This window comes from Pseudomonas sp. BRG-100, assembly GCF_000737955.1.
Lineage (GTDB): Bacteria > Pseudomonadota > Gammaproteobacteria > Pseudomonadales > Pseudomonadaceae > Aquipseudomonas > Aquipseudomonas synxantha_A.
Genome location: NZ_JPRX01000001.1, coordinates 2,801,678 through 2,821,533, shown reverse-complemented (window position 1 = coordinate 2,821,533; position 19,856 = coordinate 2,801,678). Strand labels below are relative to the sequence as shown.

At 62.7% G+C, this 19,856-nt stretch carries 21 protein-coding genes; 3 read left to right on the top strand and 18 right to left on the bottom strand.

The genetic code is table 11. From position 1 onward, the window contains the following. Window positions 1-138 precede the first annotated feature (138 nt). The gene (gene hemE, locus JH25_RS14825; RefSeq protein WP_032878303.1) at window positions 139-1,206 is read left to right on the top strand and encodes a uroporphyrinogen decarboxylase; all 1,068 of its coding nucleotides are present in this window, start codon (window positions 139-141) and stop codon (window positions 1,204-1,206) included. Between the two features lie 122 nt (window positions 1,207-1,328). On the opposite strand, the gene JH25_RS14830 is transcribed toward hemE, so the two are convergent. Next, window positions 1,329-2,540, bottom strand: a complete 1,212-nt coding sequence (locus tag JH25_RS14830; protein WP_432707758.1) for an MFS transporter — start codon at window positions 2,538-2,540, stop codon at window positions 1,329-1,331. A gap of 181 nt (window positions 2,541-2,721) precedes the next feature. Here JH25_RS14830 and JH25_RS14835 point away from each other — a divergent pair, with 181 nt between their 5' ends. Both JH25_RS14835 and JH25_RS14840 read left to right on the top strand, forming a co-directional pair. Continuing rightward, window positions 2,722-3,615 (top strand): LysR family transcriptional regulator, encoded by an 894-nt coding sequence (locus tag JH25_RS14835; RefSeq protein ID WP_032878301.1) that lies wholly within the window; start codon window positions 2,722-2,724, stop codon window positions 3,613-3,615. 88 nt (window positions 3,616-3,703) lie between these two features. Beyond that, complete coding sequence (locus JH25_RS14840) at window positions 3,704-4,090, top strand: type II toxin-antitoxin system PemK/MazF family toxin (protein WP_032878300.1); 387 nt, start codon at window positions 3,704-3,706, stop codon at window positions 4,088-4,090. A 202-nt stretch (window positions 4,091-4,292) separates the two neighbouring features. Here the strand turns inward: JH25_RS14840 and JH25_RS14845 are convergent, their stop codons facing one another. The 17 genes from JH25_RS14845 to JH25_RS14925 are packed head-to-tail and all read right to left on the bottom strand — an operon-like array spanning window position 4,293 to window position 19,852. Continuing rightward, a complete protein-coding gene (locus tag JH25_RS14845) occupies window positions 4,293-4,688 on the bottom strand; it encodes a hypothetical protein (protein WP_032878299.1) in 396 nt (131 codons plus the stop codon). A 26-nt stretch (window positions 4,689-4,714) separates the two neighbouring features. Then, entirely contained in the window at window positions 4,715-5,941 is a 1,227-nt protein-coding gene (locus JH25_RS14850; RefSeq protein WP_032878298.1) for a beta-ketoacyl-ACP synthase, read from the bottom strand. Then, window positions 5,941-6,669: a 3-oxoacyl-ACP reductase FabG gene (fabG, locus tag JH25_RS14855; protein WP_032878297.1), complete on the bottom strand. Its 729-nt coding sequence runs from the start codon at window positions 6,667-6,669 to the stop codon at window positions 5,941-5,943. The genes JH25_RS14850 and fabG overlap by 1 nt, the downstream gene beginning before the upstream one ends. Then, on the bottom strand, window positions 6,666-7,127 hold the full coding sequence (locus JH25_RS14860) for a hotdog family protein (RefSeq protein ID WP_032878296.1): 462 nt from the start codon (window positions 7,125-7,127) through the stop codon (window positions 6,666-6,668). Before JH25_RS14860 ends, fabG begins: the two co-directional genes overlap by 4 nt. Beyond that, complete coding sequence (locus JH25_RS14865) at window positions 7,124-8,290, bottom strand: beta-ketoacyl-[acyl-carrier-protein] synthase family protein (protein WP_032878295.1); 1,167 nt, start codon at window positions 8,288-8,290, stop codon at window positions 7,124-7,126. Before JH25_RS14865 ends, JH25_RS14860 begins: the two co-directional genes overlap by 4 nt. Beyond that, entirely contained in the window at window positions 8,287-8,769 is a 483-nt protein-coding gene (locus JH25_RS14870) for a DUF3261 domain-containing protein (protein ID WP_032878294.1), read from the bottom strand. The genes JH25_RS14865 and JH25_RS14870 overlap by 4 nt, the downstream gene beginning before the upstream one ends. Next, entirely contained in the window at window positions 8,766-9,515 is a 750-nt protein-coding gene (locus JH25_RS14875; RefSeq protein WP_032878293.1) for a class I SAM-dependent methyltransferase, read from the bottom strand. Before JH25_RS14875 ends, JH25_RS14870 begins: the two co-directional genes overlap by 4 nt. Further along, window positions 9,512-10,759: an NAD(P)/FAD-dependent oxidoreductase gene (locus JH25_RS14880; RefSeq protein ID WP_032878292.1), complete on the bottom strand. Its 1,248-nt coding sequence runs from the start codon at window positions 10,757-10,759 to the stop codon at window positions 9,512-9,514. Before JH25_RS14880 ends, JH25_RS14875 begins: the two co-directional genes overlap by 4 nt. Before the next feature lie 33 nt (window positions 10,760-10,792). Continuing rightward, window positions 10,793-13,123, bottom strand: coding sequence for an MMPL family transporter (locus JH25_RS14885; RefSeq protein ID WP_032878291.1), 2,331 nt, complete (start codon window positions 13,121-13,123; stop codon window positions 10,793-10,795). Further along, window positions 13,095-13,790 carry an outer membrane lipoprotein carrier protein LolA gene (locus tag JH25_RS14890; RefSeq protein ID WP_032878290.1) on the bottom strand — a complete coding sequence of 232 codons (696 nt, stop codon included), beginning with the start codon at window positions 13,788-13,790 and terminating at the stop codon, window positions 13,095-13,097. The genes JH25_RS14885 and JH25_RS14890 overlap by 29 nt, the downstream gene beginning before the upstream one ends. Further along, window positions 13,784-14,212, bottom strand: coding sequence for an acyl-CoA thioesterase (locus JH25_RS14895; protein ID WP_032878289.1), 429 nt, complete (start codon window positions 14,210-14,212; stop codon window positions 13,784-13,786). The genes JH25_RS14890 and JH25_RS14895 overlap by 7 nt, the downstream gene beginning before the upstream one ends. Then, window positions 14,205-15,746, bottom strand: coding sequence for an HAL/PAL/TAL family ammonia-lyase (locus tag JH25_RS14900; protein WP_032878288.1), 1,542 nt, complete (start codon window positions 15,744-15,746; stop codon window positions 14,205-14,207). Before JH25_RS14900 ends, JH25_RS14895 begins: the two co-directional genes overlap by 8 nt. Continuing rightward, window positions 15,730-16,665 (bottom strand): LpxL/LpxP family acyltransferase, encoded by a 936-nt coding sequence (locus JH25_RS14905; RefSeq protein WP_032878287.1) that lies wholly within the window; start codon window positions 16,663-16,665, stop codon window positions 15,730-15,732. The genes JH25_RS14900 and JH25_RS14905 overlap by 17 nt, the downstream gene beginning before the upstream one ends. Continuing rightward, entirely contained in the window at window positions 16,662-17,396 is a 735-nt protein-coding gene (locus JH25_RS14910) for a glycosyltransferase family 2 protein (protein ID WP_032878286.1), read from the bottom strand. Before JH25_RS14910 ends, JH25_RS14905 begins: the two co-directional genes overlap by 4 nt. Then, window positions 17,389-19,059 (bottom strand): ApeI family dehydratase, encoded by a 1,671-nt coding sequence (locus JH25_RS14915; RefSeq protein ID WP_032878285.1) that lies wholly within the window; start codon window positions 19,057-19,059, stop codon window positions 17,389-17,391. The genes JH25_RS14910 and JH25_RS14915 overlap by 8 nt, the downstream gene beginning before the upstream one ends. Continuing rightward, window positions 19,056-19,601, bottom strand: a complete 546-nt coding sequence (locus JH25_RS14920) for a membrane protein (RefSeq protein WP_032878284.1) — start codon at window positions 19,599-19,601, stop codon at window positions 19,056-19,058. Before JH25_RS14920 ends, JH25_RS14915 begins: the two co-directional genes overlap by 4 nt. Next, window positions 19,598-19,852, bottom strand: coding sequence for an acyl carrier protein (locus tag JH25_RS14925; protein WP_003187949.1), 255 nt, complete (start codon window positions 19,850-19,852; stop codon window positions 19,598-19,600). Before JH25_RS14925 ends, JH25_RS14920 begins: the two co-directional genes overlap by 4 nt. Window positions 19,853-19,856 lie beyond the last annotated feature (4 nt).

Here is a 19,856-nt window from a genome sequence, read left to right as displayed (position 1 = left end):
ACAAACCTCATTTCACATTGAGGTTTGTGTTGCCAGTCATTGCGACAAATTGACCCGATAGACAAAAGGCTCCGCTCTTGCCGTGCCTTTTGCGTCGCGCTCTGAGAAAATGCCCGCACTTTTTTTGCGGATGCCGACATGACTGCCCTCAAGAACGACCGTTTCCTTCGTGCCCTGCTCAAGCAACCTGTAGACGTCACCCCCGTGTGGATGATGCGTCAAGCCGGTCGCTACCTGCCGGAATACCGCGCCAGTCGCGCCCACGCCGGCGACTTCATGAGCCTGTGCATGAATCCTGCGTTCGCCTGCGAAGTCACGATGCAGCCGCTGGACCGCTACCCACAACTGGATGCGGCCATTCTCTTCTCCGATATCCTCACCATCCCCGACGCCATGGGCCAGGGCCTGTACTTCGAGACCGGCGAAGGCCCGCGCTTCAGGAAAGTCGTCAGCACCCTGGCCGATATCGAAGCCTTGCCGATCCCTGATCCGCACAAAGACCTCGGTTATGTGATGGACGCGGTCAGCACCATCCGCCGCGAGCTCAACGGTCGCGTGCCGCTGATTGGCTTCTCTGGCAGCCCGTGGACGCTGGCCACCTATATGGTCGAAGGCGGTTCGTCGAAAGACTTCCGCAAGACCAAGGCCATGCTCTACGACAACCCGCAAGCCATGCACCTGTTGCTGGACAAGCTGGCACAGTCGGTGACCTCCTACCTCAACGGCCAGATCATGGCCGGTGCGCAAGCGGTGCAGATCTTCGATACCTGGGGCGGCAACCTGTCGGCGGCGGCGTACCAGGAATTCTCCCTGGCCTACATGCGCAAGATCGTCAGCGGGCTGATCCGCGAACACGAAGGTCGCAAGGTTCCGGTCATCCTGTTCACCAAAGGCGGCGGCCTGTGGCTGGAAAGTATCGCCGATGCTGGCGCCGATGCATTGGGCCTGGACTGGACCTGCGATATCGGCGAAGCCCGCCGTCGCGTTGGCAACCAGGTTGCGCTGCAAGGCAACATGGACCCCACTGTGCTGTACGCCAAGCCGGAAGCGATCCGCACGGAAGTCGGGCGCATCCTCGCTAGCTACGGCAAAGGCAGTGGCCACGTGTTCAACCTCGGCCACGGCATCACCCCGGAAGTGAACCCGGAGCATGCCGGCGCGTTCCTGCGTGCAGTGCACGAACTGTCGGCGCAGTACCACGAATAAAGCACAGAGCAAAAATGTGGGAGGGGGCTTGCTCCCGATAGCAGAGTGTCAGTCAACAGATTTATTGACTGAACCAGCGCTATCGGGAGCAAGCCCCCTCCCACATTAAAAGCCGGAAACCTTCAGACCTGCCCCAACGGCGGCAACTTCGCCAGCTTCAACGCCACCAGCAACGCGCCGATCAGTAGCGCGATAATGAATCCGCCAATCCCGTTCCATCCGGCAAAGTGCCAGAAGAACCCGCCCGCCGTCCCGGCAATACTCGATCCCACGTAATAGCAGAACAGGTAAAGCGACGACGCCTGCCCCTTGGCTTTCACCGCACGGCGGCCGATCCAGCTGCTGGCCACCGAGTGGGCGCCGAAGAAGCCGAAAGTGAAGATCAACATGCCCGGCACCACCAGCCACAGCGGGGTGAACAGCGTCAGGGCCATGCCGGCGAGCATCAGCACGATGGTGGCCCACAGCACGCGGCGGCGGCCAAGGCGGTCGGCCAGAGAGCCGATCTTGGCCGAACTGTAGATGCCCGAGAGGTACACCAGCGACAGCAGGCCCACTACGGCCTGGCTCAGTTCATAGGGTGAGGCCAGCAGGCGATAACCGATGTAGTTGAACATCGTTACGAACGCGCCCATCAGCAGGAAGGCTTCCAGGAACAGCCACGGCAAGCCCGCATCCTTGAAATGCATGACGAAGCCATCCACCAGGCTGCGCGGCTTGAGGCTGCTGGCGCGGAAGTTGCGCGATGGTGGGAGGATCTTCCAGAACACAGTGGCCGCGATCAGGGCCAGGGCGCCGATGATCAACATTGCGGTGTGCCAGCTGACGAAGTCGATCAATACGCCGATGATCAGGCGCCCGCTCATGCCGCCAATCGCATTGCCGCCGATGTACAGGCCCATGGCCAGGCCTATGTGCTGGGGATGAATCTCTTCGCTGAGGTAGGTCATCGCCACGGCAGCCAGGCCGCTCAGGGACAGGCCCACCAGCGCCCGCATCAGCAGAATCCCCTCCCAGGTCGGCATCAGACCGCTGGCGATGGTGGCCAGCGCCGCACAGAACAACGCGGCGACCATCACCGGCTTGCGCCCCAGCCGGTCGGAAATCGGCCCGGTGATTAGCAGGCCGCAGGCAAGCATCGCGGTCGCGACCGAAAGAATCAGGCTGCTTTGCGCCGCATTGATGGAAAATTCATGGGACAGCGCCGGCATCATCGGCTGTACGCAATACAACAGGGCAAAGGTGGCAAACCCGCCGGAAAATAGCGCCAACACCGTGCGCATGAACATCGGCGTGCCTTTTTCGATGTACTCGTCATTGAGCTGCGCCACCACGTCATCAAGGGCTGAGGGCGGGGTGTGTTGGGCAAGTGGAGCAACAGCAGGATTCACGGGGGACCTCGGGGAGGAAAGTCTGCCAGGACTGACAATACGAAAAAGAATATAGCTGGCTAATGATTCTTTCCAATATATTGTTCGACCTGTTTGATAGGTTCTACGACCTAATGAGGTGTGCATGGAATTACGTCACCTGCGGTACTTCATCGCCGTCGCTGAAGAACTGCACTTTGGCCGCGCCGCGCAGGTGCTGGGCATATCGCAACCGCCCTTGAGCCAGCAGATCCAGGCACTGGAGCAAGAGGTGGGGGCGCGGTTATTTGAGCGTACCAATCGTCGGGTCGAGCTGAGCGAGGCCGGGCGCCTGTTCCTGCAAGAGGCGCGGCTGGTGCTGGCCCAGGTCGACAAGGCGGCAGACGTGGCGCGCAGAGCGCAATTAGGAGAGCTCGGGGAGTTGAAGATCGGCTTCACATCTTCCGCGCCGTTCAATTCCAGTATTCCCCAGGCGATCTTTGCGTTTCGCCAGGCTTTCCCGGCAGTGCACCTCAATCTGCAGGAGATGAGCAGCACGGAGGTGGCCGAGTCATTGGTGGATGAGTCGATCCAGGTCGGGCTGATGCGGCCTTTGCCGTTGCCTGATTCGCTGAGCGTGGTCGAGTTGATGCGCGAGCCGCTGGTTGCCGTATTGAGCGCCGGCCATCCTTTGGTGGAAGGCAGCGAGCGCGGCCTGCACCTGGCGCAGTTGGCGCAGGAACCCTTTGTATTTTTCCCACGCACCTACGGCAGCGGCCTGTATGCCCAACTGCTCAACCTGGCCCGCGACGCCGGGTTCAGCCCGCATTTTGCCCAGGAAGCGGGGGAGGCGATGACCATCATCGGCCTGGTGGCGGCGGGGTTGGGCGTGTCGGTGTTGCCGGCGTCTTACCAGCGTATCCGCATTGATGGCGTGGTCTACCGCACACTGCTCGACCCGGAGGCGATGACGGCGGTGTGGCTGGTGCAGCGCAAGGGCGTGCAAACGCCGATGGCTAAGGGGTTTGTGGAGTTGTTGACGCGTCAGGTATTGGTGTAGGCGGGGTCACATATCAGGTAACGCAACCGGCTTAGTTATTCGCCAGAAACTTGCGCAAAATCACTCTTTTTCAGGCGAGTGGATATGGATGGCACTTCTCTATCAGCCCAAGGAGGGCAGCGTGTTGATTTGTGATTTTCGTGGCTATGAGGTTCCGGAAATCATCAAGATTCGACCTGTTATTGTGATACGCAAACACCGGACGAATAAGCTGCTCGTAACGGTGGTACCTCTGAGTACTACCGCTCCACAGCAGGTGTTGGAACACCATTTGCGGCTTGATAGCCATCTTCAGGGAGCGAGCCCGGTCTGCTGGGCTAAATGCGACATCGTCGCGACAGTCAGCTTGGGTCGACTGGACCGAATCAAAAGTAAAGATCGTCATGGCAAACGAACTTACAAAATCGCCGAACTCACCAATGACCAATTTTTGGCGATAAAAGCGGCGGTGCGCAGTGCGCTTGGGTTGCGATAAAGTGGGATATAGATGGACGGCGTTTTGCCACCGATTGCAGGTAATCTGCTTTCAGGCATACTGGCCGAGTTCCCGAAAGGGGCTTGTGAGACTCTGAGGATCCTGGGCAACCAGCCATCGCAGAGCCAGGCAGGAAGCGGCGATGACAAGCCAACCTGTTTGTGAAGAGGGCGCCGAAAGGCGCCCTTTGTCGTTTCTGGCCTTACTGCATCCCGGTCGAGCGCAACCCTGCCAGGATGTCCCTATCCAGCATGCTCACCCAACGGTTGTAATTGCGATGGATCTTGCCGTCCTTGTAGCCCAGGTCGCGGCTGTCGCGGTAGGTGATGGCGTAGCTGTTGCGGGTGTAGCGGATATCGATTGCTGCATAGAACTGGCCGCGCACGGTGATCTCGGCCTGCACCAGTTGCGGGCTCAGGCGTTGTACTGTCCACTCACGTTTTTGCAGGGCAGCGACGATCACCTGTTTCATTTTTTCTTCGCTGACCTGGGTCGTGGCCGGCAGTTCGTGCTGGGTGTTGAGCACTGGTTTGCTGGTGCAGCCGGCAGTGGTCAACAGGGCCAGGGTGATCAGGGTAGCGCGTAGCAGGGAAGACATTCCGTTTTCTCCAATCGATTAAAAAGTCAGGCCCAGCGGCGGAAGATCAGCGAGGTGTTGACGCCGCCGAAGGCAAAATTGTTGTTCATCACGTAGTCGTTGTGCATCTGGCGAAAGCCCCCTTGCAGGTAATCGAGCTCGCCGCATTGCGGGTCGACCGAATCCAGGTTGAAGGTGTGCACGTAGTGGTCGCGGTTCATCATCTCGATGCTGAACCACGACTCCAGCGCGCCGCAGGCACCCAGGGTGTGGCCGAGGAAACTCTTCTGCGAGCTGATCGGCATACGGCTGCCGAACAGGCTGCTGGTGGCCAGGGTTTCGGCGATGTCACCTTGGTCGGTGGCGGTGCCGTGGCCGTTCACATAGCCGATGGCAGAAGGTGCAAGCCCAGCGTCTTCCAGTGCCAGTTCCATGGCACGGCGCATGGTTTTCTGTTCCGGGCGGGTGGTGTGCTGGCCGTCGGCATTGCTGCCAAAGCCAACCAGCTCCGCGTGAATATGCGCGCCCCGCGCCAACGCGTGTTCCAACTCTTCCAGTACCAGGATGCCGGCGCCTTCACCAATCACCAGGCCATCACGGCCGCTGTCGTAGGGGCGCGGACTGGTTTGCGGCGCATCGTTTTTCAGGCTGGTGGCGTAGAGTGCATCGAACACCATGGCTTCGGTGGGACACAGTTCTTCGGCGCCACCGGCGAGCATCAAGGGCAGGCGCCCGAACTTGATCGCTTCATAGGCATAGCCGATGCCCTGGCTACCGCTGGTGCAGGCGCTGGACGTGGGGATCAAGCGCCCGGTGAGGCCAAAGAAAATGCTGATATTCGCCGCGGTGGTGTGCGGCATCATCCGCACATAGGAGTTGGCGTTTAGCCCCTCGGCCACGGAATTGAGCAGCATATTGCCGAACGCCTTGATCTCATCGGTGCTGCCGGTGGACGAGCCACAGGCCACGCCCATGCGCCCGTCCTTGATCGACGGGTCACCGAGCAAGCCGGCATCCTGCAGTGCCTGCTCCGCTGCCCACACCGCCAGGCGCGAGACGCGCCCCATGCTGCGCAATTGCTTGCGGGTCCAGTGCGCAGGCACCACAAAATCATCAATCGGCCCGGCTAGGCGCGTGTTCAATTCGGTAAAGCGGTCCCATTCATCCATGCGCCGGATACCGCTGCGGTTGGCGCGAAAGTTGGCGGCGATGGTGTCCCAATCGCTGCCCAGGGAGGTCATGCCGGCCATGCCGGTGACGACGACGCGCTTCATCAGCACAAGCCTCCGTTCACGGCCAGCACCTGGCGTGTGATATAGCCGGCTTCGGCCGACATCAGGAAATTCACCGCGCCGGCGACTTCTTCCGGGGTGCCCATGCGTTGCGCGGGGATCATTTTCATCAGCTCTTCGACGGGGACGTTTTCATCCAGCATCGCCGTGTCGATCAACCCCGGCGCCACGCAGTTGACGGTGATCTTGCGTTTGCCCAGTTCGATCGCCAGCGCCTTGGCTGCGCCGATCAGGCCGGCTTTTGAAGCACTGTAGTTGACCTGGCCGCGGTTGCCGATCAACCCGGACACCGAGGTGATGCACACGATACGCCCAGCGGCGCGACGTCGAATCATCGGCATCATCACTGGGTGCAGCACGTTGTAGAAACCATCGAGATTGGTGCGCATCACCACGTCCCAGTCGTCTTCCGACAGGGCAGGGAAGGCGCCGTCGCGGGTCAGGCCGGCATTGAGCACCACGCCGTAGTAGGCGCCATGTTGCTCCACGTCGGCTTCAAGGATGGCCTTGCAACTGGCGCGGTCGGACACGTCGAATTGCAGCACCCGCGCCTTGCGACCCAGGGCCTCGATCTCGACCTGCACGGTGTCGGCTTCGGCGCGGCCACTGCGGCAATGCAGCACGATGTCATGGCCGGCCTGGGCCAGGCGCAGGGCAATGGCGCGGCCGATGCCACGGCTGGAGCCGGTGACCAGTACGGATTCAGTCATGACGTTGGGTCCTTCGATTCATCTAAATAGTTGGCCGCCTGGGGCGGTCGAAATACGTTCAGGCGCGCACTGGCCTGGATACCCTTACCGGTGAGGTGGCATTCGAACACACCCATGCCGTTGTCGTCTTCCAGGGAGCGCAGGCCGTGGATATTCAGCTCGGCGCCTGCCGGGAAGTACTCGACATTGCACTCGAACTTGCGTGTACCCAACAGGAAGCCCAGTTCCACCGCGCGGCCTTGCTGGCGTGCATGGCAGCCGGCATAAGCGGCGACGCTTTGCGCCATCAATTCCAGGCCGACCCAGGCCGGCAGGCTACCGTCTTGGCGGTTGAACAGGCCGCCGGGCTTGACGGTGACGCGGGTGCGGACTTGCTCTTCATCGAACGACAGCACCTGGTCGATCAGGATCATGTCGCCCGCGTGGGGTAGCAGCTCGGCAAGTGGCCAATCGATCATGGGGCCTCTGCGATTATCAGGCTGACGTTATTACCGCCGAAGGCAAACGAGTTGCTCATCAGGCAGGTTTTTTTCAAGGTGTCGCCGCTGTGCGTCCATTGCAAGGGCGGCAGCGCCGGGTCGGCGTGGCCATCCCACACGTGAGGCGGCAGCTGGCCCTGAGCCAGGCTCAGCCAGCAGAACGCCGCTTCCAGCGCTCCGGCGGCGCCAAGGGTGTGGCCGGTCATGGGCTTGGTCGACGAACAGGCCACACCGCCGGGGAACAGGCTGGCGACCGCCAGGCTTTCCATGGCGTCGTTGTGTTGAGTGGCGGTGCCGTGCAGGTTCAGGTAGCCGATCTGCTCGGGAGCCAGCTTTGCGCTGGCCAGGGCCTTGCGCATCGCTTGCAACGCGCCCTTGCCGCTGGGTTCTGGCGCGGAGATATGGTGAGCGTCGCAACTGGCACCGCTGCCCAGCAAGGCGATCGGTGCCGGCTCGCGGCTCATCAGGAACAGTACCGCCGCCTCACCGATATTGATGCCGTTGCGGTTCACCGAGAACGGGTTGCAGCGCTCGCTGGATACCGCTTCCAGCGAGGTAAATCCGTTCAGAGTCAGCTTGCACAGGCTGTCCACGCCGCCACAGATCACCGCATCGCACACCCCCAGGTTCAGGAGGCGCTGGGCGCTCATCAAGGCACGGGCGCTGGAGGTGCAGGCGGTGGAAATCACGTAGGCCGGGCCGCTCACTTGCAGCCAGTCGGCGAGGAAGTTTGCCGGGGCGCTGAGTTCCTGTTGCTGGTAGTCGTAGTCGGCAGGGAACTGCTTGTCGCGCAGGTAATGAGCAATGCCACGGCTGGCTTCGTCGATGCCCGAGGTGCTGGTGCCAAGCACCACGCCGACTCGCCCTGGGCCATAGGTTTGAATGGCCTGACGGATCTCATCTTCAATCTGCAACGCCGCTTCCAGCAACAACTGGTTATTGCGGCTGCTTTGTTGAGCCAGTTCCACCGGCAGAGGCACCAGTTCGCCCTGGACGGCAGCCACCGGCACCACGCGCTCCGGCACCCAGCCGCTTTCGGCGCGCATCCCTGAGCAGTCACCGGCAAACAGGTTGCGGCTGACTTCGGCCTGGCCGCGGCCAAGGGCGCAGATCACACCGAGGGCATTGAGGTAAGCGGTCATCGGCTGATACCCAGCGGGGTGATGCGATAACTCAACGGCTGGCCGGCCATGTTCACGCTGAACACCTCGGAAGACTGATAGATGATTTGCCAATGGCCCGGCAGCGTGCGCGTCAGGTCCATGGCCTGGGCGCGTGGATACAACGCCGGCACGTCACCGGCCGGGGTCAGGGCAAACAGCAGCGCGGCAAACAGCTCCCGCGCCTGGGGATTGGGTGGCAGCAAGCCGTCGGCCTGCCACTGCCCATCGAGCAGTTTTTGCCGGGCCAGGGGAATGCCCAAGGGGTCCATCATCGACCAGCGAATCGCGTGGCCTTCGCGCTGGATCACCAGCAGCCAGTCCTGGCGCTGCCCGTCCGCCAGGCGCTGCACATGCAGTTGCATCGGCAAGGCCAGCGCCGGGATTTTTTCCGGCAGCGGTGCCTGGCTGGCGCAGGCACTGAGCAGCAACAGGCAACCCATTAACAGCAGGCGCATCATGAGGCGGCGTTCTCCAAAGGTTTGCGCGCTACGCAGTTGACCAGGGTTTCCTCGCGCTGGCCCACCGGCGGCGCCTTGCGCAGGCCCCAGCGCTCCAGCAGGCCGAAGTCGCTGGAGCGGCTCCACCACAGGTAGGGGTACGAGACATTCTGCGAGTCGAATTCAAAGCCTTGCTCGCGCAGCATCTCCAAGTACTCTTCGGCGCTTTTTTGCACATGCATCGGGTGGCGGAACAACCAGCGAATCACCCAGGTGTCGATATAGGCTTCGGTGGATTCGGCAAACAGCAGATAGCCGCCCGGTTTGAGTACCCGGTAGAACTCCTTGAGCGCGCGATGTTGCTCGACCAAATGGTGAAAGGTCTGGTGGCAAAACACGATATCGACGCTGGCGTCCGGTACATCGAGGGTGGCGCAGTCACTGCCGATCAGCTCGACAGCCAGGCCCTGGCGCGCAGCCTCTTCACGGCTCAGCTCCAGACTGTGGGGGTCGGCATCCAGGCCGATCAGGCGTGAAGGCGCAAACACCTGCTGCAGCAACCGGAAGGACTTACCCTGGCCACAACCGGCGTCCAGCAACACCGGGGCCACCGGCAGCGGCTCGCTGAACAGGCTGCGCAGGTCGTTGATCGCCACACGCAATACGTGATGCTGCCAGGTGTGGCTGCGCAGGAACCAGAAGCCGAACCTGGTTTCCTCGACATAATTTTTGCTCAGGTAGTTTTTTTCAACGGCAGGACTGTTCATACCGCTTCACTCGCACAAATATCCGACAACATCCGCAATCGCCGTTTAGGCTCGCTGACAAACGGGTTGCGCTCATCCCAGGCGTAACCGGCCAGGATCGAACTGATCATGCGGCGAATCTCCGGTGAGCTGCCTGGATGGAAAATCACATCCTGGAACGTACCGGCATACCAGCCTTCGACGTAGCAGCGGAAGGTATCGACACCGCGCTTCAAGGGTTCGGCGAATTCGCTTTGCCAGTCCACGGTCTCGCCGTTGAGCTGACGGTGCAGCACAGCGGCGGCCATGCTGGCCGACCGCATGGCGATGGTCACGCCGGACGAGAACACCGGGTCGAGAAATTCCGCTGCATTGCCCAGCAGCGCAAAGCCTGGGCCGTGCAGGCTTTTGACGTTGGCCGAATAGCCGCCGATGCTGCGCGCCGGGGTGTCCCATACGGCATTGCTGAGCACGGCGGCCAGGCTTGGCGTTTCATCGACAAAGCTGCGCAGGCAGGCGTCAAGGTCGCTGTCGCGGCCATCGAAATGCTCTTTGGCCGCAACCACGCCCACCGAGCAACGGCCGTTGCTGAACGGGATGGTCCAGAACCAGATGTCGCGCTGGGTCGGGTGGGTGGTGACCAGAATTTTGCTGCGATCAAAGCCTGGGTGTTCGATGCGGTCTTCGATGTGAGTGAACACGGCCTGGCGCAGCGGGAAGTTCGAGGGCGCCTCAAGGTCCAGCAGGCGCGGCAGCACGCGGCCATAGCCGCTGGCGTCGAGCACGAACTTGGCTTTGATGTGGTACTCGCTGCCGTTCTGTCGGCGCACATGCAGGTAGCGGCACTCGCCGGAGAAATCCACACCGACAATGCTTTGGCCATAGCGGATTTCCACACCTTGCAGCGCCGCCTGATCGGCCAGCAACTTGTCGAACTCGCCGCGCTGCACCTGGAAGGTGGTGGGCTTGCCGTTGCTGAAGGTGTCGCCAAAGTCAAACGCACTGTAGCGCTCGCCCCAGGCGAACGCGGCGCCGGTTTTTACCTGGAAGCCCGCCGCTTGCACAGCGTCGAGCATCCCGGCTTCTTCGATGAAGTCGATGCAGTGCGACAGCAGGCTTTCGCCAATCGAAAAACGCGGGAAATGCTCGCGTTCGATGATCAATACATCATGCCCTTTGCGCTTTAGCAGCGCGGCCGCAATGGCACCGGATGGCCCGGCACCGATCACCACCACCTGGCGACGTTCCATTTCAACTGTGGGCACGAGGGCTCCTTGCCGCATGGGCGATAATCGCATTCATAAGGTGTGTTTCTGCTGGGCTGCCCAGGGCGCCAGCATAAAGCTGAATGCCAGGCCCAGGCTGACCGATAAACCGAAATTACTCACGGCCGGTGTGCTCGACACCGCCAGCAGGCCGAACGACAACCAGGTTGTCAACGCCGCCAGCAGTGTTCCCAAGAGGCTGACGGCCGGGCCGCCGATCTGCTCGCGCATCAAGATCGCGTAGTCAACGCTGATGGCCGTGACCAGCAACAGGCCAAACAGGCTGAACAAGGTCAGCGGCTGGCCCAGCCAGCCGAGGCTGGCCAGGCTGCACAGCGCGGCCAGCAGGGGCAGGGCGACGATACGCAAGGCGCCGCCAAAACCGAAGGGCGCAATCAGCAACAGCACGATCAGCACGCACGACAGCAACTTCAATTCGGCTGCGCTGATTTGCGTGTCGGCAAACACGCGGTTCAAGTCGCCCAAGCGATCGACCAGTTGCACGCCGGGCAAATCCAGCGCCTGCACCCGCAGCAACGCCGGGTTGTTCAAGCCTTGCAGGCTGACCATGGCCGCCACGCCGCCGTCGACCGGGCCGAGCCAGAGCGTGCGCCAGGGTTCGGCCAGCGGGCCTTGCAGCGCTGCGTCAATGTCTTGAGTGGGTAGCGCCTGCAACTGCGCGACTTCAGCCTGCAGGGCACTGACGGGCACGCCGAGGTCCAGCAGCGGTTGCCAGTGTTGCGCCAGAGTGTTCAGCGCATCGCGCAGTTGTTGCTGCTCCTCGGGCAGGTTCACCAGTTGACTGAGCGCCAGGTAACCCTGGAGCTTGTCCATGTTCACCAACTGATCCAGGCGTTTGCCCAAGGCGGCCTGGCGTTCCAGCAACTGCTGCTGATTATCTGCGCGCACCAGGAAAAACTGGCTGGTGGGCTGGAACCCGGTGATGCGCGCTACGGCCTGTGCTTCCTGGAGCAATTGCGGCGGCGCGCCGATCCACTGGCGAATATCGTTCTTGCTGTTGAGCTGCCACAGGCCGGCGGCGCAGAACACCAGCACCGCCACCAGCAGCACAGAACCGGGCACGCGTTTGATCAAGGCGGTACGCAGTTGCCATAGGGCCTGGGCGACACGCAGCGGCCATTGCGCCGGGCGCAGCTCCACGCCCTTGAGCAGCGCAGGCAGCAGGCACACCGCACACAAATAAGCCCCCACCAGCCCGGCGGCGGAGAACACTGCGATTTGCGTCAGCGCCGGGAAGGGTGTCCAGGCCAGCGCCAGGTAGCCGATGCAACTGGTGGCCAGGCTCAGGCTCAGCCCCGGCAGGGTCAGGCGCAACGCCGGCCAACTGCGCCAGGGTTGCAGGCTCCAGCTTTTGGACAGGTAGTGCAGTGGGTAATCCACCGCCACGCCGATCAGGCTGGAGCCCAGCACCAGGGTCATCACATGCATATGCCCAAACAGTGCCACACAAGCGACTGCGCCAAACAGCATGCCCACCAGCACCGGCACAAATGCCAGCAACACCCGCCAGCGTCGGAAGGCCAGCAACAGCAACAACAGGATGCCGATGGTTGCGCCACCGCCGACCCAGGTGATTTCCCGCGTGGCTTGCTGCTGCCCATTGGCCGCGTAGAGCAAGCCGCTGGCGGCGAGCAATTGCGCGCCGTGTTCACCCGCCTGCTCGCGGCTGGCCTGGAGCAAATCCGCCACTTGCAACGGCAATTTCATATCGAAGGCATTGCCGTGGGTGCGTGCCCGCACCAGCACCCAGCTTTGGCCGTCGGCTTCGGCGATCAAGGCGCCGCTGCCGATGTCCAGCTGAACCGCGCCGTGTTGTGGCTGGCTGTTCTGGATACGCCCGGTTAGGCCGAGCCAGTCGTCCTGGCTCGGCACCAGGCTGAAGCCGGTGAACGGGTCGAACAGTGCTTGTACCCGCTGCTGGATAAAAGCGCCGGGGCGTTCGATCAGTTGCTCACGGTCGTTGGCCGAGAGCATCGACAAACGCCCACGCAGCAGTTGCTCGCGCAACGCCGGCAAGTCGGCTTGCAGGTTCCATTGCACCTGTTCAAACAGACCGCTGGCCTGCCAACGCTCGCCCATTTGCTGCGCCGCGGCCAGTGCTTGCTGGCGGTCGGCATGGCCCACCAGTACCAGCATCTCGCGGTTCAGCGGTTCTTGCATACGCTGTTCGGCCTGCTGTTCCAGGGCGTCCGGCGTACTGCCCGGCACCAGTTCCATCAGGTTGGCCGACAACGGCGCGCCATCGCGCCACTGCCAGCCGGCCAGGGCCAGCACGGCCACCAGCAGGATCAGGAACAGGCGCGGCAGCAGGCGCTCACTGGGCAAAGTCGTGTTGCTCCGCATCGCTCAAGGGTTGGTCGGCCGTGCTGTCCTGCATACGCAATACAGTGCTGTCGCCCTGGGTTTCCAGCAGCTCGATGGTTTGCACCAGTTCGCCGCCGTCGATATTGATCCGGGTGAACACTTGCTTGAGCAGCAATGAGCGCGGGGTCAGCGTGAGCTTCCAGTTGTGGGGCTGGCCTTGCAGTTGCAGTTCGAAGTCACGCTGCAAGCCGCTGCTGTCGCCCTGGAGTACGGCGAGAAACAGGCGATTCTGTTCGGCCCCGGCGCTCTTGTTCGGCAGCGGTTGCCAGCCGTTGGCGTCACGCCGGGCGATGCCTTGGCCTGTGATGCGGTAGTCCTGTTGCAGCGGGGTCTTGAGCAGCCATAACAGGCCGTGGTCCTTGGCGAGCACGAAGGTGCCTTTGCTGACCAGCGGCTGGGGCAGGGCGCGCAGGTGTTTTTCCTGAGTGAAGCTGCCGTGGATGACAGAGGGTTTTGCAAGCTGATCGCTCAACTGCTGCAAGTCAAACGCCTGGGCCAAGCCTGGAACGCCCAACAGCAGGATAAGCACAATCCCTGTGGGAGCGGGCTTGCCCGCGAAGAACCTGAGGACGCTGCGTAGTGTCAGGCGTCGTGCGTTATCGTTAACGACCATCGCGGGCAAGCCCGCTCCCACAGGGGTCAGCATTTCAGGGCCCTTTCTACGGCATCGGTGAATATCTTGGGCGAGGCAAGTTGCATCTCGCGGTTGGCGATTTGCACCGCCACTTGCACGGTGCTGGCGCGGGTCAAGCGCTCGCCGCTCGCCAGGTCAGTGATCAGGTAGTTGACCTTCAAACGGTTCTCCCACTCCACCAGGCTGGCACGCACATTGAGCGTCTGGCCGAAGGTCGCGCCACGTACATAGCGTAGCTGCATGTCGATCACCGGCCAGGCGTAGCCGGACTCGAGCATCGCCGTGTAGTTATGGCCGATCTTGTCCAGCAGCGCACAGCGCGCCACTTCCAGGTACTTCACGTAGTGCCCGTGCCACACCACGTTCATGGTGTCGATATCGAAAAACGGCACGAGGATTTGCGTGTCGCAGTGCAATACGCCGGGGCTACGCATGCAGCCTCCAGTGTTGCGCGGCGATGCGTTGCAGGCACAGGCGCAGTTCGCCTTCCAGGGCACGGTCTTCGATGACTGGCGGGAAGTCCAGGGCCAATTCTGCGTGCATTGCGGCCAGTGCCGGTGGCAGCGCTCGGGCATCTTCTGCTTGGGCGCGCAGCCACACGCCCTGGTTGGCGGCGAGCAGGGTGGCGGCGGCTACTTGTTCGGTCAGCTCCAATACGCGGATTGCATCGCGGGCAGCGATGGTGCCCATGCTCACCTTGTCCTGGTTGTGGCACTCGGTGGAGCGTGAGAACACACTGGCCGGCATGGTGTTCTTCAATGCTTCGGCGGTCCAGGCGCTGGTGCCGATCTGCACGGCCTTGAAACCGTGATTGATCATCGCGCGGTCGGCGGGGGCGCCCGAGAGGTTGCTTGGCAGGCCATGGTTGTAACGCACGTCCACCAGCAGCGCGAGCTGGCGGTCGAGCAGGTCGGCGACGTTGGCCACCAGGGTCTTGAGGCTGTCCATGGCGAAGGCGATATGCCCGCCGTAGAAGTGCCCGCCGTGCAGTACGCGTTCTTCTTCAGCGTCGATGATCGGATTGTCGTTGGCGCTGTTGAGTTCGATCTCGATGAACGAGCGCAACCAGCTCAGGCTGTCGGCCAACACGCCGAGCACATGGGGGGCGCAGCGCAGCGAGTAGCGATCCTGCAAGCGATGCAGCGGCGCGGTCGGTGCATCGATCGCCAGGTCATTGCGCAGCCACGCGGCCACTTGCATCTGCCCAGGGTGAGGCTTGGCGGCGAACAGGCGCTCGTCGAAGTGTTCCGGGTTGCCTTGCAGCGCCACCACATTGAGCGCGGTGATGCGCGTCGCCAGGTGGAGCAGGTAGTCGGCGCGGGCGAAAGCCAGGCAGGCCAGGCCAGTCATCACGGCGGTGCCGTTCATCAAGGCCAGGGCTTCCTTGGGGCGCAGCACCAAAGGCTCCCAGCCCAGTTCGCGGTGCACGTCGACCGCCGGGCGGCGTTCGCCACGAAACAGCACTTCACGTTCGCCGGACAAGGTCGCTGCCACGTAGGACAGCGGCGTCAGATCACCGCTGGCGCCCACCGAGCCTTCTTCCGGGATCAGTGGCAGCACATCGTGTTCGAGGAAGGCGTGCAGGCGTTCCAGCAGTTCCACGCGTACGCCCGACACGCCATGGCACAGCGACTGCAAACGCGCCGCCAACACGGCGCGGGTGGCTTGGGCGTCGAGCAGCTTGCCCAGGCCGCAACCGTGAAAGGTGTACAGGTGACGCGGCAAGGCTTCGACGTGTTCCAGCGGCACCGCCACCACGCAGGAGTCGCCGTAGCCGGTGGTCACGCCGTAGATCACGCCTTCCTTGTCCAGCAGCGAGTCGAGAAACTGCGCGCCCTTGGCGATGCGCTGACGATAGGCAGCATCACCCTGCAATTGCGTGGGCGCCTGACGGTTGGCCAGGGCCAGCACGTCTTCGATGCGCAAGGGGCGTTCGCCAAAGGTTACCGGCTCAAGATGCGTCGTCATCGGTCTTCCAGAAAGGGTAAAAGTTGAACCATTGTTGGGGCGCTTGCAGGCAGAACTGGCCCAGGCGTGCGGCGTAGCGGGCGGTCCACTCGGCAATCACCTGCTCGCGGGTGCTGCGCTTCCATTCGATCAACGGTGCGAAAGGCTCGATGGTCAGGCGATAGCGGCCTTGGTGTTTGAGGCACATCAGCAGGTTCACCGGGCATTTGAGCAGCCCGGCCAGCAGCCACGGGCCTTGGGGGAACGCAGCCGGGTGGCCGAGGAAATCCACGCGCACCGTGCGCCCACCGTGCAACGGTATGCGGTCACCGGCAATCGCCAGCCATTCGCCGTCGTCCAGGCGCTGGCTGAGCAGCAGCATGGTGGCCGGGTCCAGCTCGCTGACCTGGATCAGGCGCAAATGGCTGGCCCCGGCTTCACCCAACAGGCGGTTGAAACGCTCGGCGTGCTTGGTGTGCACCAACACGTTCATGGTGACCTGTTCACCGATCTCCGCCAGTGCACGGCACACTTCCAGGTTGCCCAGGTGCGCGCCCACCAGCATCTGCCCGCGCTCGCCACGCAGTTGCCCGCGCAATTGCGCCGGGTCGTTGATTTCGATCTGTTCCAGGCCCAGCTTGCCGTTCCATACGTCGAGCTTGTCGAGCAGGGAATCGGCGAAGGCCATGAACTGGCCGAAGACTTTCCGGTGGCTGGGCAGCAGTTCATCGCGCCCGCTCCATTGGGCCAGGCGCTGTTGATATTGCCAGGCGCTGTGGCGCGCCGTGCGGCCAAACAGAAAGAAGTAGAAAACGATGCTGTAGAGCAAAGGGCTCAACAGGCGACGACCCAGGACTTTTGCGGCGAGCGCCGTGAGCTTCATCAGCCAGAAGCTGCCGCGTTCCTCGCGGTCGGCCCAGTGCTTGGTGCTGTCGCTCATGCCTGCCACCGTCGCCACAGGATCATCGGCGCACGCACCAACATGCCGAAAAACAGCCGCGTGTGCATGGCGCTGATGCGAACGTTGTCGCGGAACAAGCGAAAGTGCGACAGGCCGTCGGCCGGGTAGTGCACCTGGGTCGGCAGCCAGCGCATCGGTTGGTTGCGCCAGGCCAGGCGCACCAGGATGTCCGAGTCGAAATCCATGTGCGTGCCGATGTAGGCCGAGTCCATCAAGGCCAGGGTTGGCGCCAGCGGGTACACGCGAAAACCGCACATCGAGTCGCGAATCTGCAACGACAGGGTGTTGATCCACACCCATACGTGGGTCAGGTAACGCGCATACAAACGGCCTTTGGGCACGCTGTCGTCGTATTCGGGGTAGCCGCAGATGACGGCGTCAGGGTGCCGGCGCGAGGTGTCGATAAAGGTCTCGACTTCACGCAGGTCGTGCTGGCCGTCGGCGTCCACTTGCAGGGCGTGGGTGTAGCCCTGGCGCGCCGCTTCGCGAAAGCCGGCCATCACTGCGCCGCCCTTGCCCTGGTTGCTGGGCAGGGTCAACAGGGTGACGTTGTCGAGGGTGGCCAATTGCGCCAACACCGCTGCGCAGGCCGGGCTGCTGCCGTCGTCGACCAGCAGGCACGGCAGGCCGCTGTCCAGCAGGCTGCGGACCACGGCGGGTACGGCAGTTTCGTGGTTGTACACCGGAATCAGGGCGCAGGGGTTATGCATTCGCAGTCACCAACTGTATGCGACCGCTGGAACAGGCGGTAACGCCGTTACGGTAGGTGAAATAAAGCTTGCTGCGTTCCCGGTCAAAGCGCAGGTGCAGTTCAATCTGATCGCCCGGGCGCACCAGTTGCTGGAACTTGAGTACTTCCATACCGGCGAAGGTGCTCGGCAAGTCGAGCAGTTGCTGGCCCAGGTTGAACGCCCATTCCACTTGCACCACGCCCGGCAGCACGGGCGTTACCGGGAAGTGTCCGCTGAAATAGGCCAGGTCCGGCGGAACGCTCAGTTGCACGGTCCATTCGCCATCGGCTTCGACCTGCTCCAGCACTTCGGGGGCTTTTGGCCGGGGAGCCAGCAGAAGTGCTTCGATATCGGCCTGGGGCAGCTTGCCCTGGCTGTTGAGCGGCAATTGGCGCAGCAACCGCCAGCGACGGGGCAGGGCCAGGGCTTCGCAATGTTGGCCCAGGTGCTGGCGCAGGGTTTGGGTGAGCGTGCGCCGGCCCTGGTTGCGCAGGGCATGCAGGCCATCGCTGCTGAGCACCACCAGCGCGCCAAGGGAGGCGCGGTTTTCCTGCACTACACCCAAGCGGGTTTCGGCGACCCAGGGATGGGTCATCAATGCCTGTTCGAGCATCGGCAGGGAGATGCGTTTTTCTTCCAGCTTGACGATGCGGTCCAGGCGGCCCAGCAATTCGAAGCGGCCATCGGCATGGATGCGTGCAGCGTCGGCGGTCTGTTCGATGTGCCCTTCGGGCAGGTACTTTGATGCGATGCGCAGCGCGCCGTCGGCATCCTGGCTCAGTTGCACATCGGCAAACGGCTGCCAGGGTTGCGCGCCCTGGCGCCAGGCGATGCCGCCGGTTTCCGAGCTGCCGAGAATTTCCGTCGGCCATTGCTGCAAGCGGTCATACAGACTGCCGGCGGCTTCAACGGGCAGCGCGCCACCGGAGGAAAACACCCGCGCAACCTGGCTCAGTGCCGGCCAGTCGAGGTTGTCGCCCATGCGTTTGAGCAGCGCCGGGCTGGCGACCCAGGCAAATTGTGGGTGCTCGCGGCTGGCGCGCTGCATGTCTTCGGGGAACGCCAGTTGCTTGCGCACAAAGGTGCGACCTGCGCACAGCGGCCACAGCACGCGAAACAGCAAGCCGTAGATGTGCTGGGTGGCGACGCTGCCGATGATGCAGGCGTCTTTGAGGTCCGCCCCCCACAGGGCTTCCAGCGCCTCCACTTCATTGGCCAACTGGCGCAGGGACTTGTCGATGCGCTTGGGCTCGCCGCTGGAGCCGGAGGTGCACAGGCTCAGTTGGCAGGTGTCCAGGTCGAGAACCGCAGGGCTCAGTGGCGCCTGGTACAGCGCCTCGAGATCAGCGGCTTCGATCAACCAGGCGTCGACGGCAGGATCCCAGCGATGGCGGGTCTGGGGCTGCAGGTCGGCCGGCAGCAGTACGCTGGCACCGGCGCGCCAGGCGCCCAGCAAGGCAATCGCCAGGACGCCCGCGTCTTCCAGGTACACGGCCAGGCGCTGGATGCCTCGCGCCTGCAGGCCGGCCGCCAGGCGCAGGGATGCTTCCCACAGCTGGGCGTGATTCATGTCAGGCTCGGTGGTGACCCAGCGCTGTTGCAGCGGCTCAAGCAACAAGTGCTCAAGTTTCAACCCATTCATACGCGGCCTCGAACCCTTTGTCGTACCAGCCATTCCACGGCAAACAACAGCGCTATCAGCCCGTAGGCGATCAAGCCGTTGTACAACGTCCACCAGCTCAGCGGCGCCCACAGCGTGAGCGCGGCGGCGAGCAAGCCGTTACACAGAAAAAATGCACTCCACACCACGGTGACCTGGCGGGTATACACGATTGCCTTCGGCGGCAGTTGCGGGTCAGTCATGCGTGCCAGGCGCTCGACCATCGGCGGGCCGTATTTCAGGCTCAGGCCGAACAGCGCCAACATGAACGCGCTGACCAGGCTGGGGTACCAACGCAGCCACTGCGGGTTATCGAACCAGGCCAGCAGCACGCAGAACACGATCACCGTCACCGCCATCCAGCGGCTGCCCGGGCGCCGCCCAGCGGTCAGGGCGCGCAACAGCCACAGGCTGCCCAGCAACAGGCCGAATTGCCACGGTGCAAAATGCTCGGTGCCGTAATACACCGCAAAGGGGTACAGCAGCCCCGCCAACAACAGGCCAAGGCCGATCAGCCGGCTCATGCGGCGGGCTGGACCAGACGGTATACCGCCTCAACCACGTCGTTCACGGTGCGCACCGCCTTGAATTCTTCGGCGGCGATCTTCTTACCGGTCTGGCGCTTGATGTGGTCGATCAGGTCCACGGCGTCGATGCTGTCGATTTCCAGGTCTTGATACAGGTTGGCGTCGAGGGTGACGCGCTCCGGGGGCAGTTCAAACAGTTCCACCAAGGCATCGCGCAGGGTGTTGAAAATATCGTCACGAGTTTGCATGGTA